This window comes from Dinoroseobacter sp. PD6 (genome assembly GCF_028807315.1).
GTDB classification, from domain to species: Bacteria; Pseudomonadota; Alphaproteobacteria; order Rhodobacterales; family Rhodobacteraceae; genus Dinoroseobacter; species Dinoroseobacter shibae.
Genome location: NZ_JARAMN010000004.1, coordinates 205,876 through 224,401, shown reverse-complemented (window position 1 = coordinate 224,401; position 18,526 = coordinate 205,876). Strand labels below are relative to the sequence as shown.

20 protein-coding genes are annotated in these 18,526 nt (G+C 66.4%); 8 read left to right on the top strand and 12 right to left on the bottom strand.

Going from position 1 to position 18,526, the window contains the following annotated elements:
- Positions 1 to 9: 9 nt before the first annotated feature.
- The 3 genes from PVW48_RS09135 to groES all read right to left on the bottom strand — a co-directional run bounded on the left by PVW48_RS09135 (position 10) and on the right by groES (position 2,669).
- Positions 10 to 486 carry a GNAT family N-acetyltransferase gene (locus tag PVW48_RS09135; protein WP_274581110.1) on the bottom strand — a complete coding sequence of 159 codons (477 nt, stop codon included), beginning with the start codon at positions 484 to 486 and terminating at the stop codon, positions 10 to 12.
- Between the two features lie 184 nt (positions 487 to 670).
- A complete protein-coding gene (gene groL / locus PVW48_RS09130) occupies positions 671 to 2,314 on the bottom strand; it encodes a chaperonin GroEL (protein WP_012179580.1) in 1,644 nt (547 codons plus the stop codon).
- Positions 2,315 to 2,357: 43 nt separating this feature from the next.
- Positions 2,358 to 2,669, bottom strand: a complete 312-nt coding sequence (gene groES / locus PVW48_RS09125) for a co-chaperone GroES (RefSeq protein ID WP_012179581.1) — start codon at positions 2,667 to 2,669, stop codon at positions 2,358 to 2,360.
- Between the two features lie 376 nt (positions 2,670 to 3,045).
- Between groES and PVW48_RS09120 the strand changes: the two genes are divergently transcribed.
- A complete protein-coding gene (locus tag PVW48_RS09120; RefSeq protein WP_274581109.1) occupies positions 3,046 to 4,029 on the top strand; it encodes a hypothetical protein in 984 nt (327 codons plus the stop codon).
- Between the two features lie 26 nt (positions 4,030 to 4,055).
- Here PVW48_RS09120 and PVW48_RS09115 read toward each other — a convergent pair whose 3' ends face one another.
- Entirely contained in the window at positions 4,056 to 4,721 is a 666-nt protein-coding gene (locus tag PVW48_RS09115; RefSeq protein WP_274581108.1) for a DUF2161 domain-containing phosphodiesterase, read from the bottom strand.
- 193 nt (positions 4,722 to 4,914) lie between these two features.
- Between PVW48_RS09115 and PVW48_RS09110 the strand changes: the two genes are divergently transcribed.
- The 6 genes from PVW48_RS09110 to PVW48_RS09085 all read left to right on the top strand — a co-directional run bounded on the left by PVW48_RS09110 (position 4,915) and on the right by PVW48_RS09085 (position 10,450).
- Positions 4,915 to 6,150 carry a LytS/YhcK type 5TM receptor domain-containing protein gene (locus PVW48_RS09110; protein ID WP_274581107.1) on the top strand — a complete coding sequence of 412 codons (1,236 nt, stop codon included), beginning with the start codon at positions 4,915 to 4,917 and terminating at the stop codon, positions 6,148 to 6,150.
- A 159-nt stretch (positions 6,151 to 6,309) separates the two neighbouring features.
- Entirely contained in the window at positions 6,310 to 7,230 is a 921-nt protein-coding gene (locus PVW48_RS09105; RefSeq protein WP_274581106.1) for a manganese-dependent inorganic pyrophosphatase, read from the top strand.
- Between the two features lie 292 nt (positions 7,231 to 7,522).
- Complete coding sequence (locus tag PVW48_RS09100) at positions 7,523 to 8,395, top strand: TIGR01459 family HAD-type hydrolase (RefSeq protein WP_274581105.1); 873 nt, start codon at positions 7,523 to 7,525, stop codon at positions 8,393 to 8,395.
- 120 nt (positions 8,396 to 8,515) lie between these two features.
- Entirely contained in the window at positions 8,516 to 8,959 is a 444-nt protein-coding gene (locus PVW48_RS09095) for a MaoC family dehydratase (RefSeq protein ID WP_012179587.1), read from the top strand.
- A gap of 52 nt (positions 8,960 to 9,011) precedes the next feature.
- Positions 9,012 to 9,962, top strand: a complete 951-nt coding sequence (locus PVW48_RS09090) for a bifunctional riboflavin kinase/FAD synthetase (protein WP_044028948.1) — start codon at positions 9,012 to 9,014, stop codon at positions 9,960 to 9,962.
- 74 nt (positions 9,963 to 10,036) lie between these two features.
- Entirely contained in the window at positions 10,037 to 10,450 is a 414-nt protein-coding gene (locus PVW48_RS09085; RefSeq protein ID WP_157865426.1) for a YcgN family cysteine cluster protein, read from the top strand.
- Here the strand turns inward: PVW48_RS09085 and PVW48_RS09080 are convergent.
- A complete protein-coding gene (locus PVW48_RS09080; protein WP_274581104.1) occupies positions 10,417 to 11,250 on the bottom strand; it encodes an alpha/beta fold hydrolase in 834 nt (277 codons plus the stop codon). The genes PVW48_RS09085 and PVW48_RS09080 overlap by 34 nt on opposite strands.
- Positions 11,250 to 11,849 carry a 2-hydroxychromene-2-carboxylate isomerase gene (locus PVW48_RS09075; protein WP_274581103.1) on the bottom strand — a complete coding sequence of 200 codons (600 nt, stop codon included), beginning with the start codon at positions 11,847 to 11,849 and terminating at the stop codon, positions 11,250 to 11,252. The genes PVW48_RS09080 and PVW48_RS09075 overlap by 1 nt, the downstream gene beginning before the upstream one ends.
- 134 nt (positions 11,850 to 11,983) lie before the next feature.
- On the opposite strand from PVW48_RS09075, the gene PVW48_RS09070 reads away from it, so the two are divergent.
- Entirely contained in the window at positions 11,984 to 13,006 is a 1,023-nt protein-coding gene (locus tag PVW48_RS09070; protein ID WP_012179592.1) for a ribose-phosphate pyrophosphokinase, read from the top strand.
- Between the two features lie 9 nt (positions 13,007 to 13,015).
- Here PVW48_RS09070 and PVW48_RS09065 read toward each other — a convergent pair whose 3' ends face one another.
- From PVW48_RS09065 to PVW48_RS09040, 6 genes are all read right to left on the bottom strand, one after another.
- A complete protein-coding gene (locus tag PVW48_RS09065) occupies positions 13,016 to 13,366 on the bottom strand; it encodes an H-type lectin domain-containing protein (RefSeq protein WP_012179593.1) in 351 nt (116 codons plus the stop codon).
- Between the two features lie 106 nt (positions 13,367 to 13,472).
- Positions 13,473 to 13,868, bottom strand: coding sequence for a F0F1 ATP synthase subunit epsilon (locus tag PVW48_RS09060; protein WP_012179594.1), 396 nt, complete (start codon positions 13,866 to 13,868; stop codon positions 13,473 to 13,475).
- A gap of 9 nt (positions 13,869 to 13,877) precedes the next feature.
- Positions 13,878 to 15,302 carry a F0F1 ATP synthase subunit beta gene (gene atpD, locus PVW48_RS09055; RefSeq protein WP_274581102.1) on the bottom strand — a complete coding sequence of 475 codons (1,425 nt, stop codon included), beginning with the start codon at positions 15,300 to 15,302 and terminating at the stop codon, positions 13,878 to 13,880.
- A 17-nt stretch (positions 15,303 to 15,319) separates the two neighbouring features.
- Positions 15,320 to 16,192, bottom strand: a complete 873-nt coding sequence (locus PVW48_RS09050; RefSeq protein WP_274581101.1) for a F0F1 ATP synthase subunit gamma — start codon at positions 16,190 to 16,192, stop codon at positions 15,320 to 15,322.
- A 12-nt stretch (positions 16,193 to 16,204) separates the two neighbouring features.
- A complete protein-coding gene (atpA, locus tag PVW48_RS09045; RefSeq protein ID WP_274581100.1) occupies positions 16,205 to 17,743 on the bottom strand; it encodes a F0F1 ATP synthase subunit alpha in 1,539 nt (512 codons plus the stop codon).
- A complete protein-coding gene (locus PVW48_RS09040; protein ID WP_274581247.1) occupies positions 17,744 to 18,304 on the bottom strand; it encodes a F0F1 ATP synthase subunit delta in 561 nt (186 codons plus the stop codon).
- Positions 18,305 to 18,526: the final 222 nt, after the last annotated feature.

The window sequence follows — 18,526 nt, the reverse complement described above, 5'->3', positions numbered from 1 at the left end:
GGCAAGGGCTCAGTTGCGCAGAAAGACCGACGGGTAATCCACGTCGAACGCGGCCCCGCTCAACCCCGGCGCGAAGGCCAGCATCATCAGGTTGTTCTTCGGATACGCACTGCGCAGCTTGGCCGCAGCACCCAGGGAAAACCCGAATCGTTCGTAGTAGTCCGGATCGCCCAGAACCAGCAGCGCGGGCGCCTCGGCCTGCCGCAACCGGTCGATGCCCACCCGCACCAGGGCCGAGCCGACGCCCATCCGGCGCCGGTCCGCCCGCACCGTCAGGGGGGCGAGCGCATACCAGCCCTCGGGCCGCGAGAGCCTCGGGAAGGCGGCATGGCCGATCACGTGCCCGCGCTCAATGGCGACCAGTTCCAGACCCAGCGCATCCTCCGCACGCAAGTCCTTGATCAAACGGTCCTCGCGCGAGCCTTCGAAGCTGGTCTCCACCAGGATCGAGATCGCAAAGGCATCCGCCCGACCCGCTTCTCTCAACTCGAATTCAACCAAAGTGACACCTCCGGCACAGCTTGCGCGGGAAACCCACGGGGCGCAAAGCAAAAAAACCGGCGACTGCCGCTTTCTCCGCGCGCGCCCCGAAACGTCGATCGGACCGATCGGGCGCGCGCATGAAAAAAGGGGCCCCGAAGGGCCCCTTCCATCCGGAATGTCCGGCAGCTTACATCATGCCGCCCATGCCGCCCATGTCGGGCATGCCGCCACCGGCGCCGGCACCTTCCTTGGCGGGCTTGTCGGCCACCATGGCTTCGGTGGTGATCAGCAGACCGGCGATGGAGGCCGCATCCTGCAGCGCGGTGCGCACCACCTTGGCCGGGTCGATCACGCCGAACTTGAACATGTCGCCATATTCTTCGGTCTGCGCGTTGAACCCGAAGGCCAGGTCACTGCTTTCGCGGATCTTGCCGGCCACGACGGACCCGTCGACACCTGCGTTCTCGGCGATCTGGCGCAGCGGAGCTTCCAGCGCCTTGCGCACGATGTTGATGCCGATGTTCTGGTCGTTGTTCGCGCCTTCCAGACCGTCGAGATGCTTGGCCGCCTGGATCAGGGCCACACCGCCGCCGACGACGATGCCTTCCTGCACAGCCGCGCGGGTCGCGTTCAGCGCATCGTCCACACGGTCCTTGCGCTCTTTCACTTCGACCTCGGTCATGCCGCCGACACGGATGACAGCCACACCACCGGCGAGCTTGGCCACACGCTCCTGCAGCTTCTCACGGTCGTAATCCGAGGTGGTCTCCTCGATCTGGTTGCGGATCTGGGCCACGCGGGCTTCGATCTCGGCCTTGGCACCGGCGCCGTCGACGATGGTGGTCTCGTCCTTGGTGATCGACACGCGCTTGGCGGAACCCAGCATGTCGATGGTCACGGACTCGAGCTTCATGCCGAGGTCTTCCGAGATCACCTGGCCACCGGTCAGGATCGCGATGTCCTGCAGCATGGCCTTGCGACGATCGCCGAAGCCCGGTGCCTTGACGGCCGCGATCTTCAGACCGCCGCGCAGCTTGTTGACCACGAGGGTGGCGAGCGCTTCGCCTTCCACGTCTTCCGCGATGATCAGCAGCGGCTTGCCGGACTGGATCACCGACTCAAGCAGCGGCACCATCGGCTGCAGCGACGAGAGCTTCTTCTCGTGCAGCAGGATGATCGCGTCTTCCAACTCGGTGGTCATCTTGTCGGGGTTGGTCACGAAATAGGGGCTCAGATAGCCACGGTCGAACTGCATGCCCTCGACCACGTCGGTCTCGGTCTCCAGACCCTTGTTCTCCTCGACGGTGATGACACCCTCGTTGCCGACCTTCTGCATCGCATCTGCGATCTGCTGGCCGATCTCGCTCTCGCCGTTGGCGGAGATGGTGCCGACCTGCGCCACTTCGGCGCTGTCGTTCACGGGACGGGCGGCGGATTTGATCGCCTCGACAACCTTGGAGGTCGCCAGGTCGATCCCGCGCTTGAGGTCCATCGGGTTCATGCCCGCGGCAACCGACTTCATGCCTTCCTTGACGATGGCTTGCGCCAGCACGGTCGCGGTGGTGGTGCCGTCGCCGGCCTCGTCATTGGTGCGCGAGGCGACTTCCTTGACCATCTGCGCGCCCATGTTCTCGAACTTGTCTTCCAGTTCGATTTCCTTGGCGACGGAGACACCGTCCTTGGTGATGCGCGGCGCGCCGAAGCTCTTGTCCAGAACCACATTGCGGCCCTTGGGGCCCAGGGTCACCTTCACCGCGTCTGCGAGGATGTTGACACCCTTGAGCATGCGGTTGCGGGCGTCGATGTCGAATTTGACGTCTTTAGCAGCCATGTTGTTCGCTCCTTGAGTCTATGTTTGTGATCAGTCGAGGCGTTCAGGCGGCCTTGGCCGCGGCTTCGTCGGTGATGATCCCGAGAATGTCGCTCTCTTTCATGATCAGCAGCTCTTCGCCGTCCACGGTCACCTCGGTGCCGGACCACTTGCCGAAGAGGATCTTGTCGCCTTCCTTGACGTCCATGGGGATCCGGTCCCCATCGTCATCCTTGGCACCTGCGCCAACGGCGATCACCAGGCCCTCGGCGGGCTTTTCCTTGGCGCTGTCGGGGATGATCAGCCCGCCTGCGGTTTTTTCTTCGCTTTCGACGCGACGGACCAGAACACGGTCATGAAGCGGTGTGAATGCCATCTGTAGGCTCCTTCGCTCAGTGTTTCTCCCTGACCCCCTGCGGGGCCATTAGCACTCACTTCGTCCGAGTGCTAACGCGCCGTAGTTAGAGACGCCGCAGCAGCCTGTCAACGGGGACGATGGGCAAAATTGTGCATGGAGCCCGGGCAGGCCGCGCGCTCTGCGTGACACCCCAAGCGGGCGACCATCCCGGCCAGCGCCCCGCCCGGGCACGGCCTCGCCCGGCACAGAACCGCCCACGGGTTTGACCGACCCGGCCCGCGCTGGTACCGTTGTCCCCTATTTGAGCCACCGCGGACCTTTTTTCGTCCGCTATTTTTCAAGTCATTTCCGGTGCCGAGACGGCGCCCGAAATCCTTTTCAAGGAACTCGTTTCATGACCAAGCAACCCACCCCCCGACAGCTCGACTACGACACCGCCCGCGCGCAACTGGTCGAGGACGCCGCGACCGTCGCCATCCACGGCATCGCCCTGAAGGAAAGCGATGCCAAGGCCACCGCCCGCGGCTTCTGGGAGACGCATTTCCCGATCCTGTGGTGCCTCTGCGTTCAGGATTCCCCGGACAACCCCTGCCCCTGCACCGGCCCCATCGTCTGGCTGCCCCGGGACGGTGTGGTGCGCAGCGAGCCCGCCCTGCGCCGGAGCGACGAGGGCCGCGCCATCGACCGGTACCGCGTCACCCGGGGCGCCAAGGTGCTCGTGGACCGCATCGAAAGCCTGCCGGTCGAGGCCCTGCTGCGCGACCCCGCGCCCAAACCGGGCGGCTGCGGCTGCGGCACCACGGGGTCGGCCGACCTCCTGACCCTCCCCGCCCCGCGGGAGACCACCGCCGAGAGCGGCATTACAATCTACCGGGTCGCGGTGGACGAAACCGGCCCGAGCGTCACGATCACCGGTCTCGATCCCCAGGGGCGCGAACTGGCACGCCATGTGACCCGCCAGACCGACGACATGACCGCCGAGTTCGAGATCACCCGCGGCGCGCTTTGTCTGCGCGGCGCGCTGAGCCTCTCCGAAGGCCGGGATGGGCGCGGCCATATCGCCGGGCAGATCGACGGCGCCGCGTTCGACCTGCCCATCGACCGGACCGGGGCCTGCGCCCCCGCGCGCGAGCTGCCCCTGGACAGTGCCCGGCTGGCGCTCCTGGTCCAATGGGGCCGGATCGCCCAGCCGCTGATGGGCCTCGCCAACCCCGGCGGGTCCGAGACCGCGAAAAAGAGCTGCTTTTCCTGCTCGGTGCTGCTGGCGGGCGTCGCGGTCGGCGCGGGGTGCTGCGTGGCGGGTAACCCGGCCTGCTGCGCCGCCACCGGGATCGGCGGGTCGTCCTTCATCGACGGCTGTCGCGGCGCCTGCGCCTGACCCGGACAGGGGGCGCTCGCCGCCCCCTACCCCTCCCAGCTATAGGCCCAATGGGTCAGCCCGGCGCGGCCCGCATCGGTCAACCCGTAGACCCCGCCGCCCAGGCGTTCGAACCAGCCGTAATGGTTGTTGCGCATCAGGCTCGTGGCCCCCGCCACCCCGGTCGCCGCCGCCACGTCCCGCCCACGCGACGCCCCCTGCTCGGCCAGGTACGCGGCACACCGCAACGCATCCTGCCGGTAGGCCGTCACGATCCCGTGCCGCGTGGCCCCTCCCTCGTTCGGATCCCCCGCCAGCCGCGCGAACTCCCGCAGCAGCTTGGCCCGCCTGGCCTTCGACGGACGCGGCGCATAAGGGCCCGGATCGCACTGCACCTCCACCGCCCCGTCCGCCCGCACCGTGATCAGCCCCAGCCCAAGCCGCCGGCAAAGGGCGCGGTTGTCCTTCAACGCCCGCTTCGCCCGGGGCCCCCGGGGCTTGGGCACGGCGATATAGACCAGATCGCTGACCGCCAGCCGCGCCACCGCCTGATGATAGAGGCCGAGCGCAAAGCCCGTCTTCAGCTCCACCAGCACCGGCGCCTCGTCCCCGCGCACGGCCACGATATCCACCGCGCCCACCTCGCCCTTCACCGCGTAACCCTGCGCCTCCAGCAGCGCCTTGATCGGCCCGTACAACTCGGTCTCGCGCATCCCGCTGCCCCACCCGTCCTGCAATCCCACCCTGCCAGCCCGCGTCCCGAGAAGGAAACCACAAAGACACCCCCCCCCCCGACGGACAAAACCCTGACCTTGATCTCAATCAAGATGGCCAATTTTAACTGATAGCGAAGCGTTAGCTTTGAGGGCCGAGGATACATCCAACCGGATTTCGAAAGCCCGCTCCATGATCTACACCCTGACCAACCTGATTGATCTCGCCGCCTCCCTCGGGCTGATCTTCGTGCTGGGCTTCGCCTATTCCCGCGTGAAACGCATGATGCGCCACCCCAGGGGGAGCGAGGCGTTCCTCGGTGCGATCTTCGGTCTCTCGGCAATCACACAGATGCTGCGCCCGTTCGAGCCGATGGAAGGTCTGCTGATCGACCTGCGCAACATCCCCATCGCCCTGGCCGGGGCGTTTCTCGGCTGGCGCGGGGCGGCTGCCTGCCTGGCCGTGACCGTGGCGACCCGGCTCTATGTGGGGGGCGTCGGCATGTGGGCCGGAGCACTCGGCATGGTCCTCGCACTGGCCGCCGGGATCTACTGGGCGCGCAAGACCAAGGGGGCGGAGCGGCGCGGCATCCTCGCCCTGCTGTCGCTGGCGCTCCTGATGTCCGCACACCTGGTCGCCGCCCTGATCCTGCCGGAGGCCGCGCGCACCCTGTTCCTGGCCGACGCCGCCCTGCCGATCTTCCTTGTGAACATGATCGCCATGCCGATCGCGGCCAGCATCCTCGAACGGGAACGCCGGCTGGTGCTGGTCGAAGACCGGCTGCGCGCGTCGGTCCACCACGACCCCGACAACGGCCTCGCCACGCCCGAGGTGTTCCAGCGCGACTGCGCGGTGCAGGCCTGCGCGCGGGACGATGGCGGCTTCACCGCGGCCCTGGCCCTGCGCCTGCGCTCGCCGTCGGGCCTCGCCCCCTGGCGCAGCGCCCGCACCAGGAAACAACTGCTCGCCGCGATCCATCTGCGGCTGAAATCCGAATGGCCCGAGGCCGAGCTGGCCTGCGGCTATGGCGACAGCACCCTGCTGGTGGCCCTGCCGCGGGACGCGCTGCTCGCGCCGGAGGAAACCCTGGCGATGGCCCGGCGGATCGTGACGGATGCGCCCTATGACCAGGGACACATGCGCGCCCGCATCAGCGCCGATGTGCAGATGCTGACGCTGCCGCACTCAGATTCCCTGCGCCCGATCCTCGACCGGCTGTCCTTCGCCAATGCCAGCGGCGCGGTCCGGACCCCGGCAGCCCCCTCTGCACAGACCCGGGGCGCTGCAGACCCCGATCCCGCGGCCTTGCGCACTGCCAATCACGGCTCCCTCGACCGGATCTTCGCCAAGGCGGAGATGCTGATGACCACCCGGCAGCCCCGCCACCACAGCCAACGCCGCACCGATACCGGCTCTGACGCCGCCTGACCGCGCCCGGGCCGGTCGGGCCACCTTTCCCCAAGGGCGCGGCCCGCGCGGGTCGCCGCGCCCTGCCCGGGGGCCAAAATGCCGCCCCCCGCCGTGGTGACAGGCACCGGACACGCTCCTATAAGGCGCGCAACCACACCTGACAGACGGATCCTTCCCATGACGATCAAAGTATTCGGCCACAAATCTCCCGACACCGATTCCACCGGCTCGCCGCTGATCTGGGCCTGGTATCTGAGCGAGATCAAAGGCACCCCGGCCGAAGCCGTGCTTCTGGGCACGCCCAACACCGAAGCCGCCTTCATGCTCGACCGCTGGGGCTTCGAGCAGCCCGCAATCATCGAGGACGTGGCCGAAGGCGACGCGGTGGTCGTGGTCGACACCAACAACCCCGCCGAGCTGCCCGCGGGCATCAACGACGCAGACCTGCAGCAGATCATCGACCACCACAAGCTCGTGGGCGGGCTGGAGACCAAGGGCCCGATCGACATCCGGATCGAGCCGGTGGCCTGCACCGCCACGATCATGTGGAAGATGATCGGCAAGGACATGGCCCAGGCCCCGACCGCCATCAAGGGCGCGATGCTGTCCTGCATCCTGTCGGACACGCTGGAATTCCGCTCGCCCACCACCACCCAGGAAGACAAGGCCGTCGCCCATGCCCTGGCCGACGAGCTGGGCATCGACATCCCGTCCTACGCGGCCGAGATGTTCGCCGCCAAGTCCGACGTCTCGGCCTTCTCGGACGCGGAGCTGCTGCGCATGGACAGCAAGGCCTACGAGGTGGGCGGCACCAAGTTCCGCGTCTCGGTGCTCGAGACCACTTCGCCGGGCACCGTGCTCGACCGCAAGGCGTCCCTGATGGAGACCATGCCGACCGTCGCCTCCGAGGACGGGGTCGACCAGGTGCTGCTCTTCGTGGTTGACATCCTGAACGAGGAATCGACCCTGCTGGTGCCCAACGACCTGGTGCGAAACGTGGCCTCCAGGAGCTTCGGCGCCGAAGCCGCGGGCGACACCGTGGTGCTGCCCGGCGTGGTCAGCCGCAAGAAGCAGATCATCCCGAACCTCAAGGTCTGACCGGGTCCGGTCCCGGGCTTCCCAGGGGCGCCTTCGGGCGCCCTTTTCGCGCGCCCCGCGCCGCCGCCGCGACCAAGGTTTTTGGAAAAACCTTGCAAGGCCCTTGCAAGGGCCTTGGCCCCGCTCGGCAGGCCCGCGCGGCTGCGGCGGGCCGGGCGCAGCCGCCCCGTTGCGCAATCCCGCTTGCACCGCGCGGAGATGCCCGACAAAAGTCCGACAGATGTCCGACACCTGTCCGACGGGGGGCCGCACCGCCTCCGACGCCTGAATTTTCGCTCGAAAAGGACGCCCCATGACCCGCCTGATCGCCTCTCTCGCCGACATCGCCGCCCAGTATGACGCGCTCTTCGTGGACCTCTGGGGCTGCGTCCATGACGGCATCACCCCCTTTCCCGAGGCCATCGCCGCCCTGCGCGGGTTCAAGCGCGGCGGCGGCACCGTCCTGCTCCTGACGAACTCCCCGCGCCCCCGCGCCGGGGTCGAGCAGCAGCTTGCCAGCATCGGCGTGCCTGAGGATTGCTGGCATACCATCGCCACCTCCGGCGACAGCGCGCGGGCCGCCATGTTCCGCGGCGTGGTGGGCGAGAAGGTCTATTTCATGGGCGAGGATCACGACCAGCGCTTCTTCGAGCCGCTCGCCCTCATCGAAGATCCGGTCACGATCACCCAGGTGCCCCTGCAGGAGGCCGAAGGCATTGTTTGCACAGGACCTTTCGACCCCACCGCCGACCCGTCGGTGAACCGCGCGGACTTCCTCTATGCCAAGCAGAAGCGGATGAAACTGCTCTGCGCCAACCCCGATATCGTGGTCGATCGCGGCGCGCGGCGGGAATGGTGCGCAGGTGCGCTGGCGCAGCTTTATACCGAGATGGGGGGCGAGAGCCTCTATTTGGGCAAGCCCCATCCGCCGATCTACGACCTCGCCCGCGCGCGGCTGGCCGAGCTTGGCCCCGTCCCGGCCAATGACCGTATCCTGGCCATCGGGGACGGCATCGCCACGGATATCCAGGGCGCCCAGGGCGAGGATATCGACTCGCTCTTCATCACCGGCGGGTTGGCCGCCGCCGAGACCGGCACCACCGACCAGCCCGATCCCGACAAGCTCGCAGCCTTCCTCGCCCGGAGCCAGGTCACCCCCACCTACGCCATTGCGAAACTGAGATAACCGCAATCGGGCGAGTAACTTTATTTCAAGATCCGCACAAAAATCGTCGCAATCTTGCCAATGCAGTTGCAGAAAGTTCGATTCTGGCCTATATCCGCCTCAAAGGAACTGGAGAGACAGATGTTGGACAACACGCCACGCGGTACAATCTGCATCGAAGACATCGAGATCGGCATGACCCGGTCCCTGCGCAAGATCATCTCCGATCGCGATATCGAGATGTTCGCGGAGGTCTCGACGGACCGCAATCCGGTCCACCTGGACGAAGAATACGCCCAGGACACCCGGTTCGAAGGCCGCATCGCCCATGGCATGCTGACCGCCAGCCTGATCTCCGCCGTGATCGGGGAGCAGCTGCCGGGGCACGGCACGGTCTATCTCGGCCAGTCGTTGAAGTTCATGGGGCCCGTGCGGCCCGGCGACATGGTGTTCACCGAAGTGACCGTGACCGACATCAACTTCCCCAAGCGTCGGGTCTCGCTGGAGACCAAATGCTACGTGGACGACAAGGTGGTCCTGAAGGGCGAGGCCCTGGTGATCGCGCCGAGCCGGAAGTTCGACTGACCCACGACCAGTGCTTGCGCCCTGAGCGCACGCGGGCTACCTCAGCCCCATGATGAGGATTGTGCGCGACGCCGAGTATGTGCGCCCCGAGGATCGGGGGGCCTGTGCTGCCATCGGCAATTTCGACGGGGTTCACCTGGGCCACCAGAGCATCCTGACCCGCACCCGCGAGATCGCGCAAACGCTGGACGCGCCCGTGGGCGTGATGACCTTCGAGCCGCATCCGCGTGAGTATTTCGCCCCGGAGGCCCCCCCCTTCCGATTGATGTCCGAGACCGCCAAGGCGCATCGGCTGGAAAAGCTGGATGTCGACATCCTGTACCAGTTGCCCTTCGATGCCTCCCTTGCCGGGCTGACGCCGCGGGACTTCGCGCAGTGCATTCTCGTGGACGCGCTCGGGCTGCGGCACGTTATCGTGGGCGCGGATTTCTGTTTCGGCAAGGGGCGCAAGGGCACGGCCGAGAACCTGCGCAGCTTCGGGGCCGAAATGGGGTTTGGTGTGACCATCGCCGATCTCTTGCAGGACAACAGCCTCGTGGTCTCGTCCACCTCGATCCGCACGGCGCTGGCCGAGGGCCGGCCCGAGGATGCCGCCCGGATGCTGGGCCACTGGCACCGGATCGACGGACCGGTGGAGCATGGGGAGAAGCGCGGACGCACCCTCGGCTATCCCACCGCCAACATGTCCATCGCAGGACTGCACCCGCCGAAATTCGGGGTCTACGCGGTGCTGGTCGATGTGCTCGACGGCCCCCATGCGGGCCATTACCACGGGGCAGCCTCCATGGGGGTGCGTCCGATGTTCGGCGGCGCGGTTCCGAACATCGAAACCTTCCTGTTCGACTTCAAGGGCGACCTGTACGGTGCGCAATTGTCGGTCGCGCTGGTCTCCTTCCTGCGGCCAGAGGCCAATTTCGACGGGCTCGACGCGCTGATCGCGCAGATGGACGCGGACTGCGCCAAGGCGCGCGACATCCTCGCCCGGATCGAGGCCGCCGCGTGAGACGCCGCAAGGCCAGGCGCCCGGCCAAGGAAACCCTGCGGCCGAGGTTCTGGGAAACCGTGCCGCTGGCCGAGATGACAACGGCGGAGTGGGAGGCGCTGTGCGACGGCTGCGGCCGGTGCTGCCTGCTGAAGCTGGAGGACGCGGACACCGCCGAGGTCGCCTTTACCCGGGTCAGCTGCCGGTTGCTGGACACCGACACCTGCCGCTGCGGGCAGTACGAGCTGCGCAAGCAATTCGTGCCGGATTGCGTGGTGCTGACGCCGGAAAACCTCGACCAGATCGCCTACTGGATGCCGGAGACCTGTGCCTATCGGTTGCTCTACGAGGGGCAGCGGTTGAAGACATGGCATCCGTTGATCTCGGGGCGGGCCGAAAGCGTGCGGGAGGCGGGGATCTCCGTCGCGGGCTGGGCCGTGCCCGAGTTCGAGGTCGCCGAAGACGAGCTTGAGGATTACCTGATCGACCCGGACGACGCCGGGGCCTGAGCGCCGGGCGGCAGACGCTCGATCGCGGCCGCGACAGCCCCCGGATGGGTCAGGGGCAGCATGTGCCCCGCCCCTTCGATCACCTGCGCCATCCCATCGGGCAGATGGGCCACCAGCGCCTGCTGGATCGCCGGGATGATGGGCGGCGAGCGGTCCCCGGCCAGCACGAGACAGGGGCAGGCCACCTCCGCCAGGCGCGGGAGGATAGCGTGGATATCCTGCACCAACGCGGGCTCGGTGCGCGGGATCAGCGGGATCTGGGCGATCATGCGGGCGCGCTGCATCAGTGACAGGTTTTGCCAGGCATCAGGTCCGCTCCAGCGGTCGTAGAAAAGCCGTGCGGCGCGCGGCCAGTCCCCGCGCGCGAAGGCGGCGCTTTCCGCCTCGGTGTCGGCGGCGAAGGCGGCGAAGACCGCGGGCGCATGCACGCGGGCGGCGGCGAAAAAGACCGGTTCGATCAGAACCAGCGTGCGCAGCCTGTCGGGCCGTGCCAGCGCAAGGCGCAGGGCGATGACCGCGCCGAGGCTGTGCCCGATCACGTCCACCGGACCGGGCCGATGGTCGAGCAGCGCCGCGGCCATCGCCAGTGCCTGATCGGTGGGCTCCTGCGCATCGTCCCAAGGGCCCGACTGGCCATGGCCGGGCAGATCGGGCGCGATATGGTGCCTGTGCGGCAGGGCGGCGCGCAGGGGCCGCCAGGCCGCCCCCTGGGCCAGCGCGCAATGGAGAAACAGGGTGTTCTGCCCGGCCCCGCCCTCGTCCCAATGGGTCCAGGTGCCGGCCAGCCGGGTGGCGGGCATCAGAGGCGCCCGTCGAGATGCGCCTCCAGATCATCGAGCCGGTCCTGGCCCCAGAAACGCTGATCGTCCTCGGTGATGAAGAAGGGTGCGCCGAACACGCCGCGGGCGACCGCGTCTTCGAGGTTCCGGGCATAGGCCTCCGCCCCGCTGAGCAGCCCGCTGTCCGCAAGGCTCGGGTCGAACCCGGCCTGCGACAGGCAGTCTCTGATCACATCGTCCTGGGCGATGTCCTTCTCCCCGGCCCAGCAGGCGGCGGTCAGGGCGTTGACGAGCTTGCCCACATCGCCGCCACCCGCGGCCTGCGCCGCAATGATCGCGTAGGAGCTGGGCGCGGGATTGGTCGGCCAATGGGCGGGCTTGAGGTTCAGGGGTAGGCCGGTTTTCTTCGATTGGCGGGCCAGTTCCTGCAGGCGGTATTCCTGCCGCGAGGGGTGGCGGTCCTTGGGCGGCACACCGCCCGTGCGCCCGAAGAGCGCCATGATGTCGAGGGGCTTGTAGACGACCGTCAGGCCGTGATTTGCCGCGATCTTTTCGACCCGTTCTCCGGTCAGGTAGGTGAACGGCGAGATTGTCGCGAAATAGTAGTCGAGCTGTGCCATGTAGTTCCCTTTTGCCCCCGGCGCGGGACAGCCGCCCCGCCCGCCTAGGCAAGACCGTATGGCAGTGGTAAGCGGTGTCAACTCCGCCGCAAGGTGAGTCCCCGGCAAAGTGGCCCGCAAAGGACAAAGACCAGATGCCTGCACAAATCTCTCCGAAAATCATCTCGGGCAATGCAAACCAGGAACTCGCACATGCCATTTCGCGCCGCATGTCGGCCTATCGCGGCATGACCGTGGGGCTGGTGGATGCGCGGGTCGAGCGGTTCAACGACGGCGAGATATTCGTCGAAGTGTTCGAGAACGTGCGCGGCGAGGACATGTTCATCATCCAGTCGACCTCGAACCCGGCCAATGACAACCTGATGGAGCTGCTGATCATGTGCGACGCGCTGCGGCGGTCCTCGGCGGCGCGGATCACGGCGATCATCCCCTATTTCGGCTATGCACGGCAGGACCGGCGCACCAAGGCCCGCACCCCGATCACCGCCAAGCTGGTGGCGAACATGATGGTCGAGGCGGGGATCGAGCGGGTGCTGACCATGGACCTGCACGCGGCCCAGATCCAGGGTTTCTTCGACATCCCCGTGGACAACCTCTATGCGGCGCCGATCTTCGCGCTGGACGTGATGCACAATTTCGCAGGCCGGCTGGACAACGTCACGGTGGTCTCGCCGGACGTGGGCGGCGTGGCCCGCGCGCGGGAGCTGGCCCAGAGGATCGGGTGTGGCCTCGCGATCGTGGACAAGCGCCGGTCGCAGCCGGGCGTGGTCGAGGAGATGACCGTGATCGGCGAGGTGGAGGGCCAGACCTGCATCATCGTGGATGACATCTGCGACACGGCCGGAACCCTGTGCAAGGCGGCGGACCTGCTGATCTCCGAGGGGGCGTCGGAGGTGCATTCCTACATCACCCACGGCGTGCTCTCGGGCCCCGCGGTGGAGCGGATCACGAAGTCGAACATGAAGAGCCTGGTGATCACCGACTCCATCGGCGCCACGGACGCGGTGAAGGCCGCACCCAACATCCGCATCGTGCCCACGGCGCCGGTCTTTGCCCAGGCGATCCTGAACATCTGGAACGGGACGAGTGTGTCATCCCTGTTCGACACGGACACGCTTCATCCGATCTATGAGGGCATGTACGCCAACGCCAGCTGACCCGGCGGGTCAGTCCACCATCCAGTCATCCTCGTAAGCCAGCTCGCCGATGGCAAGCCATGTGGCGTGCAGGCGCGCGACGCGCGTGTCGCCCCAGGTCCGGAACACCAGGTCGAAACCGGTGGCGGTCACCTCCTGGGCTTGCAGATCGGCACGCTGGTTGGACGCATGATCCATGTCCCACAGGGCGAGGCCCACATGGACAACGGGCCGGGTGCGAAACGGCTCGTCAAACCGGATCGCACGGCGCACCTCGCGCTGTCCCTCGCCCGTCCACATCTCGCCCCCGTCCTCGAAATCGGAAAACAGCGAGACATAGCCCTGATCGACCCCGATCAAATGGTTCCGCAGCCGCTTCATACTGGTACGCTCCTCCACCCGTGACGCCCTTTTCGCAAGACCGACGGGGAAGAACAAGAAAAAGCCCCGCCGAAGCGGGGCCCTGTCATCTTGCTGTCTTGGGGGCTCAGACCATGTCGGCGAGCAGCTTGACCATGTCGTCGACCAGCTTCTCGGCCACGTCCTTATGCTCGCCTTGCGCTTCGCTCGCCTTGGCGCGCGCCGCTTCGAGATGCTCTTCGAGCGCGGCACGGGCATCGGCCCCGGCGGGATAGGCCCGCTCGGCCAGAACCGTGGTGCCCTCGGCGCTGATCTCGGCAAAGCCGCCGGTGACCGCGAAGCTCTCGCGCCCCGACGGCCCGACGGCCGTCAGGATGCCCGGGCGCAGGGTCGTGATGGTCGGCGCATGATCGGCCATCGCCGTCATATCCCCATCGGCCGCAGGGATCTGGACCTCGGTCACCTCGAGCGAAGCAAGGCTCCGCTCGGGGCTGACGAGATCGAATTGCAGGGTGTTTGCCATGATACCCTCTTAGGCCGCGTCCGCGGCCATGCGCTCGGCCTTGGCGATCACTTCGTCGATGCCGCCCACCATGTAGAACGCCCCTTCGGGCAGGTGGTCGTATTCACCGGCGACAACCGCCTTGAACGAGCTGATGGTGTCCTCGATCGGCACCTGCACCCCGTCGGAGCCGGTGAAGACCTTCGCCACGTCGAACGGCTGGCTGAGGAAGCGCTGGATCTTCCGGGCGCGGGCCACGGTCAGCTTGTCCTCTTCGCTCAGCTCGTCCATGCCGAGGATCGCGATGATGTCCTGGAGCGACTTGTAGCGCTGCAGGATCCCCTGCACGTCGCGGGCCACCTGGTAATGCTCTTCGCCGACGATGCCCGGATCGAGGATCCGGCTGGAGCTGTCGAGCGGGTCCACCGCGGGGTAGATGCCCAGCTCGGAGATCGCGCGCGACAGAACGGTCGTGGCGTCCAGGTGGGCGAAGGTCGTGGCGGGCGCCGGGTCGGTCAAGTCGTCCGCGGGCACGTACACGGCCTGGATCGAGGTGATCGAGCCGCCCTTGGTCGAGGTGATGCGTTCCTGCATCGCGCCCATGTCCGTGGCCAGCGTCGGCTGGTAGCCCACGGCCGAGGGGATACGCCCCAGAAGGGCCGACACTTCGGAGCCTGCCTGGGTGAAGCGGAAGATGTTGTCCACGAAGAACAGCACGTCCGTGCCGGACTGGTCGCGGAACTGCTCGGCCAGGGTCAGGCCGGTCAGTGCCACCCGGGCGCGGGCCCCCGGAGGCTCGTTCATCTGACCATAGACCAGGGCCACCTGGCTTTCGGACAGGTTGTCGGGCTTGATCACGTTGGATTCGATCATCTCGTGGTAGAGGTCGTTGCCCTCACGGGTCCGCTCGCCCACCCCGGCGAACACGGAATAGCCCGAGTGCACCTTGGCGATGTTGTTGATCAGCTCCATGATGAGAACCGTCTTGCCCACGCCGGCACCGCCGAAGAGGCCGATCTTGCCGCCCTTGGAATAGGGCGCCAGCAGGTCGATCACCTTGATGCCGGTCACGAGGATCTCGGACCCGGTGGACTGTTCGCTGAACTCGGGGGCGGGCTGGTGGATCGCACGGCTTTCCGAAGCCTCGACCGGGCCCTTCTCGTCGATCGGCTCACCGATGACGTTCATGATGCGGCCCAGGGTCGCGTTGCCCACGGGGATGGTGATCGGGCCGCCGGTGTCGGTCACTTCCGCGCCGCGCACGAGACCCTCGGTCGCGTCCATCGCGATGGTCCGCACGGTGTTCTCGCCCAAGTGCTGGGCCACTTCCAGAACCAGTTTCTTGCCGTTGTTCTCGGTGTTCAGCGCGTTCAGGATCTCCGGCAGGGTATCCTCGAACTGCACGTCCACAACGGCGCCAATGACCTGGGTCACCTTGCCTTTTGCGTTTGCCATGGTGTGTCTCCGGTTCTCTAGAGCGCCTCGGCGCCCGAAATGATTTCGATAAGCTCGTTGGTGATGACGGCCTGGCGGGAACGGTTGTACTCGATCGTCAGCCGCTCGATCATGTCGCCCGCGTTCCGGGTCGCGTTGTCCATTGCGGACATGCGCGCGCCCTGCTCGGACGCCCCGTTCTCCAGCAGCGCCGCGAAGATTTGTGTCGCCACGCCGCGCGGCAGCAGGTCGGCCAGGATGGCCTCTTCGGAAGGCTCGTAGTCGTAGAGCGTGGCGTCCGTGTCCGCGCCCCCTTCGAACGAGGCCGGGATGATCTGCTGCGCGGTCGGGATCTGGCTGATCACCGACTGGAAGCGGTTGAAGAAGATCGTCGCCACGTCGAACTCGCCCGCGTCGAAGCGGCCCAGCACATCGGCGGCGATGTCGGCGGCATTGTCATAGGACACGCGTTTGACCTCCGACAGGTCCACATGGCCGATGAAATGCTTGCTCAGGTCGCGCTTGAGCTGTTCGCGGCCCTTCTTGCCCACGGTCAGGATCTTGACCGTCTTGCCTTGGGCGACCAGCTTCTCGGCATGGACGCGCGCCAGCTTGGCGATGGACGAGTTGAAGCCGCCGCAGAGGCCCCGCTCCGCCGTCATCACCACCAGCAGGTGGGTCTGATCGCTGCCGGTGCCCACAAGCAGCCTGGGTCCCGAGTCACTGTCACCGACCGATGCCGCGAGCCCCGCGAGAACGGCGTTGAACCGTTCCGTGTAGGGGCGCGAGGCCTCGGCCGCGTCCTGCGCCCGCCGCAGTTTCGCGGCGGCCACCATCTGCATGGCCTTCGTGATCTTGCGTGTGCTTTTGACACTCTCGATCCGGTTTTTGAGGTCCTTGAGATTTGGCATGCTCAGGAACCCTTACGCGAAGGTCGCGGCGAATTCGTCGAGCGCTGCGCGGATCTTGTCTTCGGCCTCACCCTTGATCTTGGGATCTTCCTTGGTGATGTAGTCCAGCAGGCCCTTGTGCTTGCCGCGCAGGTGCGCCAGCAGGCCCTTCTCGTAACGGCCCACGTCCCCCACGGGGATCTTGTCGAGGTAGCCCTTGGTGCCGGCGAAGATCACGCAGACGATCTCGGCATTGGTCAGCGGCGAGTATTGCGGCTGCTTCATCAGCTCGGTCAGGCGCGCACCACGGTTCAGCAGCTGCTGGGTGGCGGCGTCGAGGTCGGAGCCGAACTGCGCAAAGGCCGCCATTTCGCGGTACTGCGCCAGTTCCAGCTTCACCGGGCCAGCGACGGATTTCATCGCGTTGGTCTGGGCCGAGGAGCCCACGCGCGACACCGACAGACCGGTGTTCACGGCCGGGCGGATGCCTTGGTAGAACAGCTCGGTTTCCAGGAAGATCTGGCCATCGGTGATCGAGATCACGTTGGTCGGGATAAAGGCCGACACGTCGCCGCCTTGCGTTTCGATGATCGGCAGCGCCGTCAGCGACCCGTTGCCGTGATCGTCGCCCAGCTTCGCCGACCGCTCCAGCAGGCGGGAGTGGAGGTAGAACACGTCACCCGGGTATGCCTCGCGGCCCGGCGGGCGGCGCAGCAGCAGCGACATCTGGCGATAGGACACGGCCTGTTTGGATAGATCATCGTAGATGATGAGCGCGTGGCGGCCATTGTCGCGGAAGAATTCCGCCATGGAGGTCGCGGCATAGGGTGCGAGGAACTGCATCGGCGCCGGGTCGGAGGCGGTGGCGGCCACGACGATGGAGTATTCGATGGCACCAGTTTCCTCGAGCTTCTTGACCAGCTGCGCCACGGTGGAGCGCTTCTGGCCGATGGCCACGTAGACGCAGTAGAGCTTCTTGCTCTCGTCGTCGCCGGCGGCGTCGTTATAGGCCTTCTGGTTCAGGATCGTGTCGAGCGCCACGGCGGTCTTGCCGGTCTGGCGGTCGCCGATGATCAGCTCGCGCTGGCCGCGCCCGATCGGGATCATGGCGTCGACGGATTTCAGGCCGGTCGCCATCGGCTCATGCACGGATTTGCGCGGGATGATGCCCGGCGCCTTCACGTCCGCGATGCTGCGCTCGGTGGTCTCGATCGGGCCCTTGCCGTCCAGCGGGTTGCCCAGGCCATCCACGACCCGGCCCAGCAGCGCGTCGCCCACGGGCACGTCCACGATGGACTTGGTGCGCTTGACGATGTCGCCTTCCTTGATGTCCCGGTCCGAGCCGAAGATCACGACACCCACATTGTCGATTTCGAGGTTGAGGGCCATCCCGCGGATGCCGCCCGGGAACTCGACCATTTCACCGGCCTGCACGTTGTCCAGCCCGTGGACCCGTGCAATCCCGTCGCCGACGCTGAGCACGCGGCCCACCTCGGCGACTTCGGCTTCCTGGCCAAAGTTCTTGATCTGCTCCTTGAGGATCGCAGAGATTTCGGCAGCTTGGATTCCCATTTACCCGACCTCTTTCATAGTATTCTGGAGTGCATTGAGCTTCGCGCGGATCGACGTGTCGATCATCTTCGAGCCCATCTTGACGACAAGACCGCCGATAAGGCTGTTATCGACGGTCGCATTAACTTTGACGGTTTTATCGGCGGACGCACTGAGTACCTTGGTCAGCTCGTCCAGGTTCGCCTTGCTCAGGGGCTGGGCCGAGATCACGTCCGCGGTCATCTCGCCCTTTTCCTCGGCGATGAGCGCGCGCAGGCTCGCCACCAGTTGCGGCAGCACGAACAGGCGGCGCTTGGACGCCATCAGCGCCAGCGCGTTGGTCAGCATGGGGGCCAGTTCGAGCTTCTTGGCGATCGCGCCGATGGCACCGGCCTGCTCGTCGCGGCTGTAGACCGGTGACGAGATCAGGTCGCGGAACTCTGCGCTCTCCTTGAGGGCCGCATCCAGCAGGTCGGCCCCTGCCTCCAGCGCACCGATGTTGTTTTCTTCCTTGGCCAGTTCAAAGATCGCCGTCGCATAACGATCAGCGATACCGGAGGAGATCGAAGCTGAGTCTGACACGTCCACCCTTCCGCTGTCTGTGCCGCTCCGGATGGAGGTATCGGAGCAAGCAGCTAGAGAACTTACGAAATCGCAAATTCGAGAAATTCTCGGCGGATTTAGCAGACGCGTATGGGTGCCGCAACAGGCATGGTGCTCCGGATCACCCCGCCGGAGCACCTTATTATACAGGCCCTGAGGAATACGCCCGCCGAGCGCGACACTTTGAAGCTTTGGTATTGC

What these genes read in the sequence shown, in the direction of transcription:
- groL (WP_012179580.1), bottom strand. Translation starts at nt 2,314, where the DNA reads ATGGCTGCTAAAGACGTCAAATTCGACATCGACGCCCGCAACCGCATG.
- groES (WP_012179581.1), bottom strand. Translation starts at nt 2,669, where the DNA reads ATGGCATTCACACCGCTTCATGACCGTGTTCTGGTCCGTCGCGTCGAA.
- PVW48_RS09120 (WP_274581109.1), top strand. Translation starts at nt 3,046, where the DNA reads ATGACCAAGCAACCCACCCCCCGACAGCTCGACTACGACACCGCCCGC.
- PVW48_RS09115 (WP_274581108.1), bottom strand. Translation starts at nt 4,721, where the DNA reads ATGCGCGAGACCGAGTTGTACGGGCCGATCAAGGCGCTGCTGGAGGCG.
- PVW48_RS09110 (WP_274581107.1), top strand. Translation starts at nt 4,915, where the DNA reads ATGATCTACACCCTGACCAACCTGATTGATCTCGCCGCCTCCCTCGGG.
- PVW48_RS09105 (WP_274581106.1), top strand. Translation starts at nt 6,310, where the DNA reads ATGACGATCAAAGTATTCGGCCACAAATCTCCCGACACCGATTCCACC.
- PVW48_RS09100 (WP_274581105.1), top strand. Translation starts at nt 7,523, where the DNA reads ATGACCCGCCTGATCGCCTCTCTCGCCGACATCGCCGCCCAGTATGAC.
- PVW48_RS09095 (WP_012179587.1), top strand. Translation starts at nt 8,516, where the DNA reads ATGTTGGACAACACGCCACGCGGTACAATCTGCATCGAAGACATCGAG.
- PVW48_RS09090 (WP_044028948.1), top strand. Translation starts at nt 9,012, where the DNA reads ATGAGGATTGTGCGCGACGCCGAGTATGTGCGCCCCGAGGATCGGGGG.
- PVW48_RS09085 (WP_157865426.1), top strand. Translation starts at nt 10,037, where the DNA reads ATGACAACGGCGGAGTGGGAGGCGCTGTGCGACGGCTGCGGCCGGTGC.
- PVW48_RS09080 (WP_274581104.1), bottom strand. Translation starts at nt 11,250, where the DNA reads ATGCCCGCCACCCGGCTGGCCGGCACCTGGACCCATTGGGACGAGGGC.
- PVW48_RS09075 (WP_274581103.1), bottom strand. Translation starts at nt 11,849, where the DNA reads ATGGCACAGCTCGACTACTATTTCGCGACAATCTCGCCGTTCACCTAC.
- PVW48_RS09070 (WP_012179592.1), top strand. Translation starts at nt 11,984, where the DNA reads ATGCCTGCACAAATCTCTCCGAAAATCATCTCGGGCAATGCAAACCAG.
- PVW48_RS09065 (WP_012179593.1), bottom strand. Translation starts at nt 13,366, where the DNA reads ATGAAGCGGCTGCGGAACCATTTGATCGGGGTCGATCAGGGCTATGTC.
- PVW48_RS09060 (WP_012179594.1), bottom strand. Translation starts at nt 13,868, where the DNA reads ATGGCAAACACCCTGCAATTCGATCTCGTCAGCCCCGAGCGGAGCCTT.
- atpD (WP_274581102.1), bottom strand. Translation starts at nt 15,302, where the DNA reads ATGGCAAACGCAAAAGGCAAGGTGACCCAGGTCATTGGCGCCGTTGTG.
- PVW48_RS09050 (WP_274581101.1), bottom strand. Translation starts at nt 16,192, where the DNA reads ATGCCAAATCTCAAGGACCTCAAAAACCGGATCGAGAGTGTCAAAAGC.
- atpA (WP_274581100.1), bottom strand. Translation starts at nt 17,743, where the DNA reads ATGGGAATCCAAGCTGCCGAAATCTCTGCGATCCTCAAGGAGCAGATC.